16 protein-coding genes and 1 tRNA gene are annotated in these 16995 nt (G+C 61.0%); 11 read left to right on the top strand and 6 right to left on the bottom strand.

All coding sequences use genetic code 11. The annotated features are described in order from the left end of the window. Positions 1 to 188 precede the first annotated feature (188 nt). Positions 189 to 1484, bottom strand: coding sequence for a hypothetical protein (locus tag AC1DWZ_RS16845; protein WP_477170077.1), 1296 nt, complete (start codon positions 1482 to 1484; stop codon positions 189 to 191). 305 nt (positions 1485 to 1789) lie between these two features. On the opposite strand from AC1DWZ_RS16845, the gene AC1DWZ_RS16840 reads away from it, so the two are divergent. After that, positions 1790 to 2797 carry an FkbM family methyltransferase gene (locus AC1DWZ_RS16840; RefSeq protein WP_477170076.1) on the top strand — a complete coding sequence of 336 codons (1008 nt, stop codon included), beginning with the start codon at positions 1790 to 1792 and terminating at the stop codon, positions 2795 to 2797. A 13-nt stretch (positions 2798 to 2810) separates the two neighbouring features. Here AC1DWZ_RS16840 and AC1DWZ_RS16835 read toward each other — a convergent pair whose 3' ends face one another. After that, entirely contained in the window at positions 2811 to 4730 is a 1920-nt protein-coding gene (locus tag AC1DWZ_RS16835) for a hypothetical protein (RefSeq protein WP_477170075.1), read from the bottom strand. A gap of 228 nt (positions 4731 to 4958) precedes the next feature. On the opposite strand from AC1DWZ_RS16835, the gene AC1DWZ_RS16830 reads away from it, so the two are divergent. From AC1DWZ_RS16830 to AC1DWZ_RS16820, 3 genes are all read left to right on the top strand, one after another. Further along, entirely contained in the window at positions 4959 to 5921 is a 963-nt protein-coding gene (locus AC1DWZ_RS16830) for an aldo/keto reductase (protein WP_477170074.1), read from the top strand. Positions 5922 to 6040: 119 nt separating this feature from the next. Then, positions 6041 to 6514: a PAS domain-containing protein gene (locus AC1DWZ_RS16825; RefSeq protein ID WP_477170073.1), complete on the top strand. Its 474-nt coding sequence runs from the start codon at positions 6041 to 6043 to the stop codon at positions 6512 to 6514. Between the two features lie 88 nt (positions 6515 to 6602). Then, entirely contained in the window at positions 6603 to 7064 is a 462-nt protein-coding gene (locus tag AC1DWZ_RS16820; RefSeq protein WP_477170072.1) for a PAS domain-containing protein, read from the top strand. Here AC1DWZ_RS16820 and AC1DWZ_RS16815 read toward each other — a convergent pair. The 3 genes from AC1DWZ_RS16815 to AC1DWZ_RS16805 form a co-directional block, all read right to left on the bottom strand. Beyond that, positions 7043 to 7951: a hydrogen peroxide-inducible genes activator gene (locus AC1DWZ_RS16815; RefSeq protein WP_477170071.1), complete on the bottom strand. Its 909-nt coding sequence runs from the start codon at positions 7949 to 7951 to the stop codon at positions 7043 to 7045. The genes AC1DWZ_RS16820 and AC1DWZ_RS16815 overlap by 22 nt on opposite strands. 85 nt (positions 7952 to 8036) lie before the next feature. Beyond that, the gene (locus tag AC1DWZ_RS16810; protein ID WP_477170070.1) at positions 8037 to 8717 is read right to left on the bottom strand and encodes an orotate phosphoribosyltransferase; all 681 of its coding nucleotides are present in this window, start codon (positions 8715 to 8717) and stop codon (positions 8037 to 8039) included. A gap of 87 nt (positions 8718 to 8804) precedes the next feature. After that, positions 8805 to 10115: a 2OG-Fe(II) oxygenase gene (locus tag AC1DWZ_RS16805; protein WP_477170069.1), complete on the bottom strand. Its 1311-nt coding sequence runs from the start codon at positions 10113 to 10115 to the stop codon at positions 8805 to 8807. Between the two features lie 203 nt (positions 10116 to 10318). Between AC1DWZ_RS16805 and AC1DWZ_RS16800 the strand changes: the two genes are divergently transcribed. Both AC1DWZ_RS16800 and AC1DWZ_RS16795 read left to right on the top strand, forming a co-directional pair. Then, a complete protein-coding gene (locus AC1DWZ_RS16800) occupies positions 10319 to 11110 on the top strand; it encodes an enoyl-CoA hydratase/isomerase family protein (protein ID WP_477170068.1) in 792 nt (263 codons plus the stop codon). Positions 11111 to 11262: 152 nt separating this feature from the next. Next, positions 11263 to 11688: an Mpo1-like protein gene (locus AC1DWZ_RS16795; protein ID WP_477170067.1), complete on the top strand. Its 426-nt coding sequence runs from the start codon at positions 11263 to 11265 to the stop codon at positions 11686 to 11688. A 33-nt stretch (positions 11689 to 11721) separates the two neighbouring features. On the opposite strand, the gene AC1DWZ_RS16790 is transcribed toward AC1DWZ_RS16795, so the two are convergent. Continuing rightward, a complete protein-coding gene (locus AC1DWZ_RS16790) occupies positions 11722 to 12114 on the bottom strand; it encodes a PaaI family thioesterase (protein ID WP_477170066.1) in 393 nt (130 codons plus the stop codon). 261 nt (positions 12115 to 12375) lie between these two features. Between AC1DWZ_RS16790 and AC1DWZ_RS16785 the strand changes: the two genes are divergently transcribed. From AC1DWZ_RS16785 to AC1DWZ_RS16765, 5 genes are all read left to right on the top strand, one after another. Next, entirely contained in the window at positions 12376 to 13002 is a 627-nt protein-coding gene (locus tag AC1DWZ_RS16785) for a glutathione S-transferase family protein (protein WP_477170065.1), read from the top strand. 12 nt (positions 13003 to 13014) lie between these two features. Next, complete coding sequence (locus tag AC1DWZ_RS16780) at positions 13015 to 13722, top strand: glutathione binding-like protein (protein ID WP_477170064.1); 708 nt, start codon at positions 13015 to 13017, stop codon at positions 13720 to 13722. Between the two features lie 145 nt (positions 13723 to 13867). Beyond that, a tRNA-Ser gene (locus AC1DWZ_RS16775) sits at positions 13868 to 13959 on the top strand. Between the two features lie 355 nt (positions 13960 to 14314). Continuing rightward, positions 14315 to 15475, top strand: coding sequence for a hypothetical protein (locus AC1DWZ_RS16770; protein WP_477170063.1), 1161 nt, complete (start codon positions 14315 to 14317; stop codon positions 15473 to 15475). A 62-nt stretch (positions 15476 to 15537) separates the two neighbouring features. Continuing rightward, positions 15538 to 16992 (top strand): TerD family protein, encoded by a 1455-nt coding sequence (locus AC1DWZ_RS16765; protein ID WP_477170062.1) that lies wholly within the window; start codon positions 15538 to 15540, stop codon positions 16990 to 16992. Positions 16993 to 16995 lie beyond the last annotated feature (3 nt).

Below are 16995 nucleotides of genomic sequence, written 5' to 3'. Positions count from 1 at the left end.
CCGCTATGTCATCGAGCCGGTCTTCACCTATTGGCAGCGCCGCTCCTTCGCCCAGGACGGTGCGCCCAAGGTCCCGGAAGGCTTCCGCTTCGCCAGCGACATCAACACCCAATGGCTCGATGCCAATTCCCTCAAAAAGATGATCTGAGAAGCGGGCCGGGCTGAAAAGCAGGCCAGCCGGCAGAAGCCTATCTGCGGCGGGATTTCTCGACGTAATGCCGGACGAAGGCTTCGGTATTGGCCGAGGCCGTCAGCGTCCCGCCATCCAGGGTCGGATCGTGCAAATGTGCCTGGAAGAGGGCGCGCCGTTCTTCCAGGGTGCCGGTGGGCAGTTTCTCGCCGCGCGCTGCGCGGGTGAGCAGATCGGCCAGTTCTTCCGGCGTGTTGGCGAAGATGGCTACCCGCTTCGTCAGTGGATCGTCGTAATCCAGCAGCAGGTCCTTGCGCGGTGCCCGCGTCTCGCCCCAGCATGGGATGACGACCGGCACGTCGGTCAGCATCGCCTCGACCAGCGCCAGGGAATTGTAGCCGACGATGAGGCGTGAGCGGGGATAGAGTTCGAACAGCGGCGTATCGTATTCAAACTGCAGCGGCGACTGCTCGAGAGAGGCCGCGCGGGCGATGACTTCCTTGCGATCACCGCGCTTTTTGCATTTGACCAGCCAGGTCAACCCGGGCCGGTCTTCCTGCCGGGCCACATTGCCGAAAATTTCCGCCACTTCCATGAACGTGTTGACGGCCATGTAGCCAGGATCGTTGAACGTGATCAGGCTGAGATGGGTCTTCTCATCGTCCGGCAGGGGCTTGAGGTCCAGCCAGCGGTCATACCGTGGTGCGCCGGTGACCCAGATGTCGTCAGGATTGTCGAAGCCCGGGGCGAAAGCAATCTTGGTCGCCTCGCTGAAGACGGCAAGACCAGCTCCCTCGAACCGAAAGCGCGCTTTTTTCAAATAGTCATGATGCCATGGCACCGTCCAGGGGATGGTGTAGTTCTCCCGGCACAGTACAAGGAAGGGGATGCCGAGGCGCTTGCAGCCCAGCTTCATCGCCTCGTCCTGCCAATAATCGATATTGGCCGTCACGACGGCATCGACGGGCATCGTGCGCCGCGCCTCTTCAAGGAGGGCTACTGCGAATTTCTCAAGAATTGGCCGCAAATGACGACCGCGGTCCTCCTTGAGCCAGGCCGAGAAATAGCCTTGCTGGCGATCACCCTCGGGGACCCAGCGCTCCTGTTCCTGCTTGAGCTTGACCGCGTTGATGGTCACCCAGTTAAGGTTCGTGAGTCGCCGTAACTCCTCGATATCCTTGATGAATTGGCTGCGTTCCAGGCACAGCACCGTCGGTCGCCCTGGCGTTGCCGAGGTCCAATCGATCGATTTTGCCAGTTTGTTTCCAGCCGATCGCACCGGATCAAAGACGCGCTGCAACGATTGGGGTGCCCAACGCAGCAAATTCATCCCCATATCAACAGGCTGATCCATCTAGTTTTCCATTGTTCCATGCCCCTGTTCTGGCGGTCAAAGGTGCCGATTGTCAACGTCGAATCGGCCCTGCGGCGGAAAGCAGCGCCCTTGACCGGGCTGCTGCCTGGGGTTAATCGCCAAGGGTGGTCCGCCGGATATTTGCCGGACCCTTAACATCGGACGCGGGGAAATTGCGACAATTGGAAATGGTTACCACAAGGCTATTGACCTGAGTCGCGCTCCCGGGAGCTGGATGCAACGCCTTTAGAATGGACGCCGTCGGCCCTTCCACTCCTGGGCCAGCACGCGGCAAATGGGGATTCATGAGCTATCCGAAATTTCTTGCCGACCGGCTGAAGACCGACCCGCTCCATTGCATCGATGTCGGCGCGCGTGGGGGCATACAACGCCACTGGCGGCCCTATGCCGATCTGATGAGGATCGACCTCTTCGAGCCGGATGGCGCGGCTTGCAAGGCTCAGTCGGATCGAGCACCCGCCAATGAATCCTGGTTTCCGGTGGCCCTTGGCGGCGAGACCGGGGCTGGCAAGCTGTATGTCACGAAAAAGCCGTCCGGTTCCTCCCTGTTCCCGCCCAATACAGACATGATGTTTCGCTTCGGGCCGCCCAGCTACGGAACTCTCGACAAGGTCATCGAGGTTCCCTTGATGACGCTATCGGATTTTATCGATCAGCATAAAAGACCGCTTCCCAATCTCCTCAAGCTCGATGTGCAAGGTGCCGAACTCGCAATCTTCAAAGGCACACGGCCGGAACATCTGCGCGATACCTTGGCCATCCAGACGGAGGTCGAATTCACGGAGCTGTATAAGGGTCAACCGCTCTTCGGGGATGTCGACACCTATCTGCGCGGACAGGGGTTTGTCCTGTTCGATATTCTGCCTGTGCGTTCCTACCGGTTCGAAGGCGAAAAGTCCCACGGACTCATGCGGCGGCATCTCAACATCATAAAGAACCGGAGCGACATTTCATGTCGTCTCATCGCCGGTGACGCCTTCTATCTCCGCGCGCCGGAACAAATCGTGGCGAGCGGGAATGTGCCTGCCATCCTCAAGCTATTCTTCATTTTGATGCTTTACCGCTTTCTTGACGAAGCCTTGTGGCTGGTCGAGGCGGCGCGGAAGGCCGCCCATATTACCGCCGGGGAAGAGGGCGAGCTGATAGCACTTATTAAATCGGTGGCGCCCAAACCAAGCTTGCTGCAGCGGGCCGATTGGCTCGGCAAACTGGTGCGCCGGGGCAGGAAGAAACTGGGCATCCGTCACCGCCGCAAGATCGATTACTGGCTCGATCGATCCTGGGATTTTTGATCGCTTCCGCCGATCAATAGCCCCACAGATGCTGCATAGCGACGGCGCCCTTGGGTGACGTGGTCACGATCTGCGAGTTGATGTCGGCATCGCCCGACTGTACCAGCAAAGCACCATTGGCACTTGGCCCTAGATGCTGGGCCAGGTTCGGCATGACTTCGTCAAACCACACCAGGCGCCAAGTGAAGGCGGGGACTGTCACACGCGTCTGCTGGCGGACGCCGTCATTGTTGACAACGATGAGGTCGATCCGTGCGCTGCTGCTATAATTGAGGCGGCCGGAGCCGTTGACGATCACGATACCGGTGCGCAGGCCCTGGTCGCAGCGCACGCGCCCGAACACATTGGTGCGGCCGACAATCGCCAGCTGATCTGTCAGCCAATGCGGGAAGCCCGGCACGACGGCACCGAGATTGCGCCAGCAGGATTGGAATTCTGTGAAATCCTGGTCAAGCGTATGGCGGTTGCGTACCAAAAGGTTGGCCATCGGCTTGAAGCCCTTGTGGCGCAGGCCGGCCTTGATCCAGTCATGGCTGACCAGCACAAGGCTGGCGCGGTCGCGTACCGGATCGTCCCACAGCTGCACCATTTCGTCGGCAAAGAGCGGGCCCGGTTTTTCTTTCGTGAGCCGGATATCGCCCAGATGCTTGCCGTCAGCATCGAAGTAATCGATGCGCAGATGCGGCTGCGCCGGATTGGAGGCATCCGATTCATAGGCAAAGGCAAGGTCGCTGTCCTTGGGTGTTACCGGCACGGCATGCGGTTCAAGCACAAAGCCGGCATCCACCACGGCCTGATAGTGCGCGATATCCTCCGGCCCGGCAGCGAGGTCATCGCGGTCGATCACCGGGCAGCTGGCATGGTGGTTGCCGGCGATATTGCCCTGGTGGCCGGCCTGCAAAGCACCGGCGTTTTCCAGCACGAACCAGTTCGACCCACCGAAGCCGCGATAGCGCCAGGCGAGCATCTGCCCGTCCGCGACACCGTCGCGCGCCACATTCGACTGCTCGATGTAGAGCTGGCCGTTGCGCGGCGTCCGGCTGCTGCTGGCGCCGGCGATGGCTTCCACTTCCTGGGCCTCTGGCACCTTGCGATCGAAATTGGGCAGAGTCAGCGCCATGGCACCATCGCGCACCATCCAGGCCGGTGCCCGGAACTCAACCTTGCGGTCGGGGCTGCGGTTGAATTCATGGGCGCTATGCAGCGTCGTGAAGGAATCTTTCCAGAAGATGTCAGCACACAGGCGCAGACGATAATGCCGGTCGCGCGTCAGGACCGGGTGTTCGACGAAGACTGCGATACTGGCCGGATATTGCCGTACCTTGACATGATCGCTGAGCCGAATGACCAGCGACTGGTTCGGCTCCAGAATGCGATAGAAGCGGATCAGCTCGGGGCCGTGATAGATTTCGATGCGGAACTGCAGCGGATCTTTGACGCCGAAAAATTCCTGGAAATGATTGAACAGCAGGCCTTCGACCTTGTCGGCCTCTTTGGGCGTGCTCAGCGTGCCGCCGCAATATTCGAAACCGTCGCCTACCCACAGCACGGGCTTTGTCGCATCACGCGATGCCATCAGCCGTAGGGCTTGGCGGTACCGGGCGGGAAGGTCCGCGCCGGCACAGATGGCGGCATCAATCCCGCGCCAATCCTGATCCTCAGCCAAAGCAGCACCAGCCTTTACGTCAGCCAGGGCGTGACTGACCCAAAGAATAGCAAGGCCCGGCAACTCCGTCTTGGCGCTGGCCAGGGCCGCCGCATCGCCGTGGAAGAGAATATGCTTTGCGCCAATCTCAGCCAGACGCGCCCTTACGGTCGACCAATCGCTGGCAACGCGTGTGCCCTGTCCATCCTTCGGCGCACCCGGGGCGTGCCGGCCCTTGGCGGGCTTTTTCTTCTTGGCGAAAAGGTTTTCGAGCAATGTCAGCATCATCGGGCCTTGATCTGCGGCAAATCCTTACAAGAACCCTGGAATAGTAGAGGAACGGGCCCGGCTGCGCCAGATGCGGGTGGCGCAAAAACAGGTGCGCAGCAGGGGCTTTTCGTCGCGGCGCGCGGACAAATCGCTTGACCCCGCCAGCCGGCTGCGCTCGGGTGACGGGCCGCCCAGAATCAGCCTTGAACATGGTGTCTATGGCGGTTGGCAAATCCGGGGGATGCGATGTCGCGTGTTGAGTTGGGCCGTTCCGGCCTGCAGGTGTCGAGACTCTGCCTAGGGGGCAATGTCTTTGGCTGGACGATCGACGAGGTGGCTTCGCAGCGCGTGCTCGATGGCTTCGTCGATGCGGGATTCAACTTCATCGATACCGCCGACGTCTATTCGCGGTGGCATGATGGCAATCAGGGCGGCGAGTCCGAAGCGATCATCGGCAACTGGCTGAAGCAACGCGGGTTGCGCGACCGGATCGTCGTGGCGACCAAGGTCGGATCCGATATGGGGCCGGACGGAAAGGGACTTTCGAAGGCCCACATTACGCGTGCAGTGGAAAAATCATTGCGCCGCCTGCAGACCGATTACATCGACCTCTATCAATCGCATTGGGACGATCCGGCGGTGCCGGTCGAAGAAACACTGGAAGCCTATGCGGCCCTCATCAAGGCCGGCAAGGTGCGCGCCATTGGCGCTTCCAATTTCAGCCCCGAACGATTGAGTGCGGCACTTGCCGCTCATGCGACGCAGGGCCTGCCGCGCTATGAAAGCCTGCAGCCGGAATACAATCTTTGTGAACGAATCGGTTTCGAGGGTGCCCTGGAAATGTTGTGCCGACAGAACGATGTCGGCGTCATCACCTATTTCTCGTTGGCTGGCGGCTTCCTCACCGGCAAATACCGCAGCGCGCAAGACCTCGGCAAAAGCGCACGCGGCAGCGATGTCGCCAAATATCTCGACGCGCGCGGCCAGCGTATCCTCGGGGCACTGGATGCCGTAGCTGCCCAGACAAAGGCGACGCCTACGCGGGTAGCCTTGGCCTGGCTGATGGCACAGCCGGCGGTGACGGCACCCATCGCGAGCGCGACGTCGGCCAGCCAACTTGCCGAACTGGTGGAAGCCGGCAATCTGACCCTGGACGCAGCGTCCTTGAAGGCGCTAAGCGAGGCCAGCGCCTATTCTGTGGCGGCATGAAGCCGGCCAGTGTTTTTGGTCGGCATTTTTAGCCGGTATTTGCGGCCGATCTTCCCGACACCCATTGACCGCCGGTCGGGATGACAACATTCTGAGCGCGACCTCACACGGGAATCGCAATGTCGGACTGGCGTACCACCTGTCATCCAGACATTCGTCTGGTGCTGGAATATTGGCAGCAGAAATGTGCCGGCAGGCCCATGCCTTCCCGCGCTGATATCGATCCCAGTGAGCTGCGCCGCTTCCTGCCGCATATCACCCTGGTCGATGTGGTGGATGACCCGCGCCGCTTCGTCTATCGCCTGGTCGGCACCAGCGAGGTCGCCATACGTGGCTATGACCCCACCGGTAAACCGGTGGCCGAGGCCTATTTTGCCACGTCGGCGGAGGAAGCGCTCAAGCATTACGAAGCGGCGCGGATCACCAAGGCGCCGCATTATATTGCTGACCCCTTTCAGGCGGTCGATCGTTTCGTGGGCGAGGAGGATCTCTTCCTGCCGCTGTCGGCGGATGGCATTGCTGTCAATATGATCATGGTATTTTCGATTAGCCGCGACCTGTTTTCTGCCTCCGTCCCCCCGGAAGAAGATTAGGTAAATCGACGTTCCTCTGCAGGATGCCTGTTGACCGACGCCCGCGCCGCGCGACATCCTGCGGTGAGGACAAATTGGGGCTCTTGGCATGCAAGATTGGCGCGAAACCTGTCACCCGGACATCCGTCTGGTGTTGACCTATTGGGACAGCAAACGCGCCGGTCGGATCATGCCCACCCGCAACGATATCGACCCCGATGAGATTCGCCGCTATCTGCCCTATGTGACGCTGGTCGACGTGGTCGCCGACGCGCGGCGCTTCGTCTATCGGCTGGTTGGCACGCAGGAAGTGGCCTTGCGCGGCCGCGACCCCACCGGCAAATCGGTGGCAGAGGCGTTCTTCGGTACATCGGTCGAGAACGTCATGGCCAAATACGCCACCGTCTGCGAGACCCGGGCGCCCTTCCATGAGAAGGACGATTTCCAGGTGGTCGACCGCTATGTCGGCGAGGAGAATCTGTTTCTGCCTTTGTCCGACGATGGGCAGATGGTCAACAAGATCATGGTGTTTTCGATCAACCGCGATCTTTACGACGTGCCGCCGGAATAGGCCTTCAGCATATCCGCGAGCAGGTTGAATTCCACCACGCGCGGCGTCGTCGGTCGCCACACCAGGGCGATTTCACGGGCTGGTGCCGATTTGTCGAGCGGTTTGGTAATGAGGCCGGTGCCGGCGAGCAGGCCCGAATCGACCGCCATCTTCGGCAGCAGGGTGACGCCCAGTTTGTTGGCCACCATCTGCACCAATGTGGGCAGGCTGGTGGCGCGGAAATCGTCCCGGTGGCGTGATGGCTCCAGCCGGCAGGCGGCCAGCGCATGTTCCCGCAGGCAATGCCCTTCATCGAGCAGCAGCAGCCGGTCATCCGGCAGATCATCGAGGGCCAGATCCTTGGCCTTGGCCAGCGGGTCGTCACTGCGGCAAGCGAGCAGGAACGGATCCTGCCCCAGCTGCCGCACCTCCAGCTCATCGGTCTGGAATGGGAGCGCGATCAACGCCACGTCGATATCGCCCTCACCCAGCGCGTCCAGAAGCCTCGCCGTCATATCTTCGCGCAAATAGAGCCGCAGATTGGGATAGGTCTGGCGCAGGGGCGGCAGAACGCGCGGTAGCAGATAGGGGCCGATGGTCGGGATCACCCCCAGCCGCAAGGCACCCGAGAGCGGATCCTTGGAAGCCGAGGCGAGTTCAGCGATATCTTCCGCCTCACGCAGCACCAATCTCGCGCGGGCGACGATGGCATCGCCCAAGGGGGTCAGCATGACCCGGCGCTTGGAGCGCTCCACAAGCTTCACATCGAGCAGGTTCTCAAGCTCCTGCAGGCCCGCCGAGAGGGTCGATTGGGTGGCAAAGCAGGCTTCGGCAGCCCGACCGAAATGCTTATATTCGGCCAGGGAGACCAGATAGCGCAGCTGGCGCAGAGTAGGCAGTGTGCGCATTGATCGATCCTATCGATTGCAGGATCCAAAATAGCAAACTGGATCGATTAATCAAGGCGCCGAGCCCGGCCAAATTGACGCTGCTCTACTCCGCCTTCACGGACCCGCCGCGCGCCGTTGACCAGCCTTCCGGATCGTCAAGGAAGGCGCGGATTTTGGCGGTCTCGCCGGCATCCAGGCGGCCGGTATCGCGGGCTGCCTCCAACACGTCCCACCAAGTGGCGAGGCCATGCAGCTTGACGCCAAGATCGCCCAAAATGGTCAGCGATTGCGGGAAGATGCCGTAATGGAACACGACCAGCGCATGGGCGACGTCGCACTCGGCCTGGCGGATGGCATTGATGAAATTGACCTTGGAGCCGCCATCGGTGGCGAGATCCTCGACCAGCAAGGTGCGGGCGCCAGGCTTCATATCGCCTTCGATCTGCGCACCACGGCCGAAGCCTTTCGGCTTCTTGCGGATATAGGCCATGGGCAGGCCCAGCTTATCCGCCAGCCAGGCGGCGTAGGGGATGCCGGCCGTTTCGCCGCCCGCCACCACATCCAGGCTCTCGAAGCCGATCTCGCGGCCGACCAGGTCGGCGGCCAGTTCCGTCACCTTGGCGCGTGCGCGAGGGAAGGCGATGATCTTGCGGCAATCGATATAGACCGGGCTCTTGCGGCCGGAGGTGAGCGTAAAGGGCTCGTCCGGCCGGAAATGCACGGCGGCGATTTCCAGAAGGATTCGTGCCACGATCGGTCCGGAAAGGCTTGTTGTCTGCGCCATGCCCACTGCCTCAATTGCCAAGTTTGTGTTGGCGAGGTTTTAGCAGAGCAGCCAGATGCCGCAAGAGTGCGATCGAGCGTGGCGGGGTCAGCGGCCTCGATTTCCGGGCTGTGGCCGACCTGGCTTGCCGCCGGATTTCCCCTGCGGCCGGGCGCCTTGTTTGCGGCCCTGTTTTCCAGCCGGTTTCCCTTTGGCTTTGCCTGCGGGTTTATCCTGGGGAGCCAGGGCCGGGCGTGGGGTGGCCATCAGGTAGACCTGGACGCCTTCGCCCAGATGCGGATTGTTGGCCTGCCGGATCTGCGCCGCTGCTTCGTCATAGAGGAAGGGCAGATAGGCGAAGCGCTGGCCACGCAGGATGGGCAGCGCCTCGTGCAGCAGCGAGCAGGAAAACACCACCGCACCACCGGTGGGCGCGCGGTAGGTGGCGCGCCCGAATTCCGGGAACATCAGGTCGCCGCCAACATAGTCTTCGGCATTCAGGTTGATGGTCACGGCAAAGCGCCGATGCGCCGTCCCCTTGGTGGTGTTGTCACGATGCGGGCGGAAATAGCCACCGCTCTGATCGTAGCTCGCCACGATATGACGCTCCATGCGCGTGACATGGAAAGCGAAGGCCTTCTTGATCTCCGGCACGAGGCGGCGGCGGATGCGTTCCTGCGCCGCTTCGATCAAGGTGCGATCGCTGATGGTCCAATCGCTGCGCCGCTTGTGGCGATGATCGTGCAACTGCACGGTCTTGCCATCGCGTTCGACCATGAAGCCGGACTCTGCCGGATTGCCGTTGCGATAGCCTTCGATCATGCGCTGGCACAGGTCGCGCTCGAACACGTTGGGCAGGATCAGGACGGGCGCCTGCATTTGTGCCGGCCGCGGCGCCCCCATTTTGGGCAGGCGTTTCAAGACCTGCATCACCGAATCCGCCTGCACGCGGCCGTCCTGGGTGGCGAAGATGCCGAGGATTCGCAGGCTGGGATCGAGCAGGAACGTGACTGGCTGCAGGGCCTGGATCGGCGTCTCGGCCTGGGCGAGGTGATAGCGCTGCGCGACCGCGCGATCAGCATCCCAGAAGATATCGAAACCGGGCCGGGTCTGCGCGAGGTTTGGCAGCTGGCGATCGTTGGCATCGATCGAGAGGCCGAAGAAGTAGAATTCCGGGTCGGTGAAAAACTCCTGCGCGGCGAGGAAGCTGTCGATCAGCGCTTTGCCGACCGGATGTGCGGTCGAGCCGAAGAAGGACAGCACCAGATAGCGGCCGGCGGCGGTCGAGAAGTCGAAAGTCGGATTGACGTTGCTGGCGCAGACGAACCACGGCGCCGGATCGCCGACCTGCAGGCGCGGATCGACAGCGCGCGCGGGGGCTGATTGACCAAGGGTGAGGGTAGGCTTGCCGCTGCTCATGATGGACCGCTACTCTGAAAAAGGCTGGCGAATGGTGGGCGCCACCATGCTGCAAAGTATCGATTTCGGCAAGATATCGACCGCCCCCGGCCAGGCATCCCCGTTCAGGCATCCTCGCGCGAATGTTAACCATAGCGCTGGCGAATCGACTAGCTTTCCAGCCTGCCTACCCACCCCACACCAGACTGAGAAATGACGCCCGCATGACCCCTCTCATTCAGTTGGAGCGCACCCGTCTCGACGGACAAGGCGCCGTGGCGACCCTGACACTCAATCGGCCGGAAAAGCACAACGCGCTCAATGCCGAGATGTGGCGCGGCCTGGCGCACGAGTTGCGCACCTTGGCGATGGACAAAGAAGTCCGCTGTGTCGTGCTGCAAGGGGCCGGCGGGCATTTTGCCGCCGGCGCCGACATGGCAGAGTTTGCAGCGCTCCGCGCCACGCCTGATGCCGCGCAAGCCTATGGCGAGATGATGCTCGAAACATTGTGGAACTTGCGCGACCATCCGCATCCCACGATCGCCCGGATCGAGGGTAATTGCCTGGGTGGCGGGCTGGAGATCGCCGCCATGTGTGACCTGCGCATCGCTGCGGACAATGCCAAGTTCGGCATCCCCATCCAGCGTGTCGGCATTACCATGCCCTATCCGGAGCTCGAAGCACTGGTCGATCTCATCGGCCGGCCGGCTGTCCTGGAGCTGTTGCTGGAGGGCGAAATTCACGGCGCCGATTGGGCGCTGGCCCATGGCCTGGTGACGCGGCTTGTACCGCGGGACGCTCTGCCCGCAACCCTCATTGCGCTGGTTGGTCGGATTGTGTCCGGCTCTCCGCTGAGCCACCGGAATCACAAGAAGTTCACCCGGCGCTGCCTTGAGAAGGCGCCCCTGTCGCCCGCCGACCTCAGGGAGAGCTATGAAACGGTCACCAGCGACGATTATCGCGAAGGTATTGCCGCTTTTCTAGCCAAGCGCCGCCCGGTCTTCACCGGTCGCTGAGGCGCAGCCGAGCTTTCACCGGTCACGAGCCAGTGAGCGGGAGCAAAAAAACATACGGGAATGTTAGACAGCCGTCAGAAAAGGGCGTTAAGATCATATTCAGGGATGCGGTGAGGGGCTCGCAAAAGCCTCTATGGGACGGGAGATGCGCCATGAACAGAGAATCGGCGGCACCGAGGCCAGTTGCGCAAGAGCTGGCGGCGAAGCTGACCTTCCGCGACGGGCTGCGGATGCCCTTCCATGAATTCTGGCGCCACTATCTCGATGCCCACCGGCATCCGGCGACGCGGGGCATGCACTATGCTGCGACGATCGTCGGCATCATCACCACGGTGCTGGCCATCGTGCATCAGGAACCGCTCTTCTGCGCTGGCGGCATTGCCTTTGCCGTCGTCATGGCCGTGACCTCGCATTGGCTGGTCGAACGCAACCAACCGCTCATCCGCGTCAACGCTTTGTACGGCGCGATGGCCGATCTGCGGATGTGCTATCTGGGCCTGACCGGTGGCATCGGTGCGGAATATGCGCGCCTTGGCCTGGGTGCGCCGGCCCCTCTGCGGCGCCAGCCTGCCGAATAGGATTCGGCTGCCGCACAAAGGCGGCGAATCAGCTCACCATTTATCCAGGAAGCGATAGACCGCATCGCCGCGCGCCACGATCAGGCCGGCTTCGGTCCGCACTTCAGCTTTGGCAAACGCGACCGTCTTGCCACCGCCGATGCGCTGCCCTTCGACGATCACCGTCTCGCCCGGTTTGGCCTGACCCATGAATTGAACGTTCATGGAGAGGGTGACTGCTTTCAAGACCCGCTCAGGACCATCGGCGAAGGCCACGGCAAACCCTGTCGCGGTATCGATCAGGGTTGCGAGTACGCCGCCATGGGGGACATTCATCCGGTTGAGGTGATGCGGCTCGATCAGCAGATTGAGGCGTGCAAAATCCTTTTCCTTGTCGATCAACTGATAGCCGATCAATTCGGCATAGCCGCTGTAGGGTCTTTCCATCTTTGATCCGTAACAATTGATTGCTAGAAGGCGGCCGGTTTTTCATCCCAGGTATCCACTAGGGTTTCCCCTCAGGTTTCCCCCTATGGTTTCCTGGGGCGGAAATGCCCTGGACGTCCAATGGCCGCCACACTGCCCGTTTGCGGAGTAAGGGTAAAGCGGCTCTTGCGTGGTGCGTTATTTCCCGCGACAGTGCGTCTTCATTTCATCTTCGCCGGCCTTTCGGGCCGGCAGTGCGGTATTCGTGAGCAGGCCAGTTGCATGATCGACCTCTACTCCTGGGCCACGCCCAATGGGCACAAGATCCACATTATGCTGGCGGAAACGGGCCTCCCCTACCGGCTCCACAAGGTCGATATCGGCAAGGGCGAGCAATTACGGCCGGAATATCTGGCGATCAACCCCAACAACAAGATCCCGGCCATCGTCGATGGTGACGGGCCTGACGGGCGACCGATCACGATCTTCGAATCCGGCGCCATTCTTATTTATCTGGCGGAAAAGAGCGGCAAGTTCCTGCCCGCGGCACCGCGCCGGCGCTATGACGTGCTGCAATGGCTGATGTTCCAGATGGCCAGCATCGGGCCGATGTACGGGCAGGCCTGGCACTTCCGCAGCGTTGCGCCGGAACGGCTGCCCTATGCGGTCGAGCGTTATACCAATGAAGTGACGCGCCTCTTGCGCGTGATGGAGCAGCGCCTGAAGGAAAGCGCCTATCTCGGTGATGCGGAATTTTCCATCGCAGACATCGCCGCATGGCCCTGGGTCAAGGGCAGCGAAAAATTCGGCCAGGACATGCGCGACTTTCCCAACGTGATGCGCTGGATCAATACCATCGCTGCACGGCCTGCGGTGCAGCGCGGGCTCAACGCCCTCAACGCGGCATAAGGGGAGGGCCACATGAGCACACCTATCGAGCTTTACACCTGGCCCACGCCGAATGGGCACAAGATCCATATAGCGCTGGAGGAGATGGAGCTGCCTTACGTCGCTCATGCGATCGACATCGGCGCCGGTGACCAGTTCCAGCCAGCTTTCCTGAAGATCAGCCCGAACAACAAGATCCCGGCCATGATCGATCCCGACGGCCCCGACGGACAGCCGCTGGCGCTCATGGAATCGGGCGCCATGCTGATCTATCTCGCCGAGAAGACCGGCAAGCTGATGCCGGCCGATCAGCGTGGCCGCACTGAAGTCCTGCAGTGGCTGATGTTCCAGATGGGCGGCGTCGGACCGATGCTGGGCCAAACCCATCATTTCCGGAACTACGCGCCAGAACAGCTGCCCTACGCCATCAAGCGCTACACCGACGAGACGACGCGCCTTTACAAGGTGCTGGACCAAAGACTGGCCACCAGCGCCTATCTTGCCGGTGATGCCTACAGCATCGCTGATATCGCGACCTGGCCATGGCTTCGCTATTGGGACAAGCAAGGGCAAGACCTCCCGGCTCATCCGAATCTCAAACGCTGGTTCGACGCCATCGGCGAACGTCCCGCCGTCATGCGTGGCCTGCAGGTGCTGGCCGATCGCAGCCGCACCAAGCCCTTCACCGACCAGGAGCGCGAAATCCTGTTCGGGTCGAAGCAGTTTGAGCGCCGCTCCTAGGCATCATTGTCAACTATTTGATCTGGCGGGCAGTTTCGCCTGCGCAGCCAGCCTTCAGCAGATGGTTTGACATTCGGGTGCCCCCCCTTTAGTAAAGGCCCCGCATACGTCGTGAAAACGCGCCACTCGATTGTTTACGGAGCGCGGAGGGGTGGCCGAGTGGCTGAAGGCGACGGTTTGCTAAACCGTTATAGGGGTTAAACCCTATCGTGGGTTCGAATCCCATCCCCTCCGCCAATTTCCGTTTATCACTGAAATTTCAATAACTTGAGACTTGATCCAGCAGAGTTTAAGGATTCGGCCGGATCGTATCTCCGGGGCATTTTTTGCCCTCGCTCCGGCCTCATGGGTCGCGATCACATCATCCATATTTTCGACGACAACAGGCCGCCTGGAAAGGGCGCTTCTGGTGTATTTCATGCCCGCAATTCAGGCGCCGCGAAAGGCTGGCCGGCGTGAGATGACGGGCGTCCGGTGCCTTTCTTTTGAGCAACCACCACCCCCAGGAGCAGCAAAGGCTGTCATGAAAACAACTCATTGACGAATGCGCCGACGATACAATATCTACGATCCAGGCTGGAAAACGAGACACATGAAGATCATGACAGCCGCGACATCAAGGGGTGCCACAGATATGCCCACGCCGGCCAACCACCTCAATACGGGCGCCGTCGTGCTTAGCCCAGAGCAGTTGCCAAAAGCCGAGCAAGCGCTCGCTGAACTTGATTTTTCGGCCATACCTTCCGGCGACATCATCAAGCTGGGCCTTGGTGCCGAACAGGCCCTGCAACAGACCCTCGATGGCTTCCTTGCCCGCCTCGACAAGAAGACAGCGGCGAAGGTCTTCGAGCTCTTCGGTCGATTGGAGAAGGGCGTCGACGATGCGAAGCTGCCCGAGATTCTTGAGCGAATCCAGAATGGCGAGAAGCCGGGATTCTTCGAGGGCCTGCTGGCGAAGTTGCGTGGCAAGTCGGCAGAGGAGCTCATTCGCGAGTTCATGGAAGAGGTAGGCGATCTCATCGCCGGCCGCACCAAGACGCTCGCCGATGAAATGGCGCGCGTGGAGGGCGAGCTTTCCACCGAAATGCAGAAGCTCTTCACCGAGCTTCGGGTGCTTGAAACCCTGAAGAAGTCCTACGCCACGCATTTCAGCGAGTTCGCGCTCGAGGCGGCCACCGCCCGGGCCTTCCTGGAAAAGGCGAAGACGGCAGTCGCTGGCGAACAAGCCGCTACAAATGCCGCCGACGTCGTGGCGCAGGCCCGTGTGCGTGAGCTGCAGGATAAATTGCGGCTGCTGGAAAGCCGTGCACTGGCGCTGGAGGGGACCTATACGCGGTTGCCTGCCGACCAGATGGTTATTCAGCAGATCGAACAGGCGGGCATTACCACGTTGCAGGAAACCGCGACCACGATCGCGTCCCGCTTTGCCTCCATCAAGATGACGCTGCTGTCGCTCCACGGTGCCTTCGCGGTGAAAAGCGTCCAGCAGATCACGGAGCGCCAGGCGCGCATGGATGAGCAGCTGACCAAGTTGCGGCAGGCGACTCTGAAGGACGTGGCTGTGTCCGCTGCCAAAGCGCCTGGCGAGAACCGGTTGGCGCAGGCGCAGCAGATCGAGCAGATCGTCATTTCGACGCGCGAGATTCACGGCCTTGTCGAGACGGCCAAGCGGGAGACGGAAGCGAATTTCGAGACGGCGCGGCAGAAGTTCGCGCAGGCCCGGGCAGAGCTTGCGGCACTCAGTTCGACGTAACGGCAAAGTCTGCGCCCAGCGCATTGCCTCAGGATATCATTCAGACGGTAAGGAAATAGAGGATGCTCACTCTTTCTCTTGAGAAACCCGGCGTGCAGGCGCCAAAGAAGCTGCAGCTTTCGCTTAACAAGGGCGCCCGCTTTACGGTGAAGATCGCCTGGGAGTGCGAGGCTGACCATCAGGATGATGTCGACGTCCATGCGCTTGAGGCCAGCAATGCGGGCAGTGGCGCGCGGGTCACCAGTCTCGAAAGCGTGTTGTCGACCTACAACACCAAGAAGATGAACCCCAAGGGCGGTGTTCTGCCCAACAATGCCGACGGCTCATTTGCGACGCCTTCCGGTGGCCTTACCCATTCCGGCGATGTCCGCATCCAAGGGAACTTCGAGGAAATCACCGTCGACGGTTCCCGGATTCCAGCAGGCGTCAATGAGATCCCGCTGCTGGCGACCGTTCACAAGGCCGACCATGGCGACGAGCATGAGGGCGATCACGACAGTGATGAGGAAGCGGCCTTCGCTGATATCGAGATCTGCACGGTGTCGATTGCCGACGAATCCGGCAAGGAGCTCGCTTTCTACAAACTGCCGGATGAGTTCGGCGAATTCAACGTCGTCCAGCTCGGCAGCATCATGTTGACCGAGAGTGGCGCTTGGGAATACGCGCCCCCCCCGGCTGTGGCCAAGCCGACCATGATTGCCGGTGTCGAACGGAAGCGGATCGATGTCGAAGCGCGCGATCTCAGAAAACTGACACCGGGAACCAGCGCGCATGTGGTCGACGCGGCGCTTCGCCTTCTTGCTGGTTTCGTTGTTGAGAAGGCCTCAGAACGCCGGGCGATTCTGTGGGGGCATGAGCTCCAGCAATCGTATAGCGACCTCGTGGCCGAGACGCTCGTGCTGTCGCAATCGCCGGTCCTGCGCAAGGTGGAGGGCTATCTCGACCGCATGATAGGTCTTCTCCAGTCGGTCGATATCCTGGCGGTCTGCGGTCACGACGATGGCGGCCTCGCCGGCTATTTCAAAGGTATCAACTCGAAAATCGACCGGCCCGAGGAATTGGCCGCAGTGCTGGTCGAGCTTGACCAACTCGTCAAGTATATGAGCAGTGCGCTCAAGGAATTGCTCGATCTCAAGGATAAGCTCGATCGGCACATGAGCAAGCTTGAGGAAATTGCGGAGGGGGCTGAGGCCGGGTCGCTTGCGGCCCTGTTCCTCGCGCAGTATCTGCAAAAAGATCGTGCCGCGGTGGCCGAGCGTTTCACGGAACGCAGCATGAGTCTCACGCAAACGCTGGCACAGATCAGGGAGAATGGCGCGATCCGGGAAATCCAGATCGAGCATCCCTTGCGCATGGTCAGTGCCATCCAGACCGTGGTGCTGGTATCGATGCCGGATTTTTTGACCAGCATTGCGACGGTTGTTTCACTTGCAGCGAGGAAAGCCAGCCTCTCTCGGACCGAAGCCGGCGAGTTGAATTACAAGCTTCGAGACATCATCAACCGACTAGCGACATAGGAG

The organism is Dongia sp. P2_B8 (assembly GCF_056404715.1).
The sequence above is the reverse complement of the archived record's forward strand: the minus strand, read 5'-3'. Positions and strand labels throughout refer to the sequence as shown.

Coding starts and splice junctions, on each gene's coding strand:
- AC1DWZ_RS16845 (WP_477170077.1), bottom strand. CDS start 1,484: ATGGATCAGCCTGTTGATATGGGGATGAATTTGCTGCGTTGGGCACCC.
- AC1DWZ_RS16840 (WP_477170076.1), top strand. CDS start 1,790: ATGAGCTATCCGAAATTTCTTGCCGACCGGCTGAAGACCGACCCGCTC.
- AC1DWZ_RS16835 (WP_477170075.1), bottom strand. CDS start 4,730: ATGATGCTGACATTGCTCGAAAACCTTTTCGCCAAGAAGAAAAAGCCC.
- AC1DWZ_RS16830 (WP_477170074.1), top strand. CDS start 4,959: ATGTCGCGTGTTGAGTTGGGCCGTTCCGGCCTGCAGGTGTCGAGACTC.
- AC1DWZ_RS16825 (WP_477170073.1), top strand. CDS start 6,041: ATGTCGGACTGGCGTACCACCTGTCATCCAGACATTCGTCTGGTGCTG.
- AC1DWZ_RS16820 (WP_477170072.1), top strand. CDS start 6,603: ATGCAAGATTGGCGCGAAACCTGTCACCCGGACATCCGTCTGGTGTTG.
- AC1DWZ_RS16815 (WP_477170071.1), bottom strand. CDS start 7,951: ATGCGCACACTGCCTACTCTGCGCCAGCTGCGCTATCTGGTCTCCCTG.
- AC1DWZ_RS16810 (WP_477170070.1), bottom strand. CDS start 8,717: ATGGCGCAGACAACAAGCCTTTCCGGACCGATCGTGGCACGAATCCTT.
- AC1DWZ_RS16805 (WP_477170069.1), bottom strand. CDS start 10,115: ATGAGCAGCGGCAAGCCTACCCTCACCCTTGGTCAATCAGCCCCCGCG.
- AC1DWZ_RS16800 (WP_477170068.1), top strand. CDS start 10,319: ATGACCCCTCTCATTCAGTTGGAGCGCACCCGTCTCGACGGACAAGGC.
- AC1DWZ_RS16795 (WP_477170067.1), top strand. CDS start 11,263: ATGAACAGAGAATCGGCGGCACCGAGGCCAGTTGCGCAAGAGCTGGCG.
- AC1DWZ_RS16790 (WP_477170066.1), bottom strand. CDS start 12,114: ATGGAAAGACCCTACAGCGGCTATGCCGAATTGATCGGCTATCAGTTG.
- AC1DWZ_RS16785 (WP_477170065.1), top strand. CDS start 12,376: ATGATCGACCTCTACTCCTGGGCCACGCCCAATGGGCACAAGATCCAC.
- AC1DWZ_RS16780 (WP_477170064.1), top strand. CDS start 13,015: ATGAGCACACCTATCGAGCTTTACACCTGGCCCACGCCGAATGGGCAC.
- AC1DWZ_RS16770 (WP_477170063.1), top strand. CDS start 14,315: ATGAAGATCATGACAGCCGCGACATCAAGGGGTGCCACAGATATGCCC.
- AC1DWZ_RS16765 (WP_477170062.1), top strand. CDS start 15,538: ATGCTCACTCTTTCTCTTGAGAAACCCGGCGTGCAGGCGCCAAAGAAG.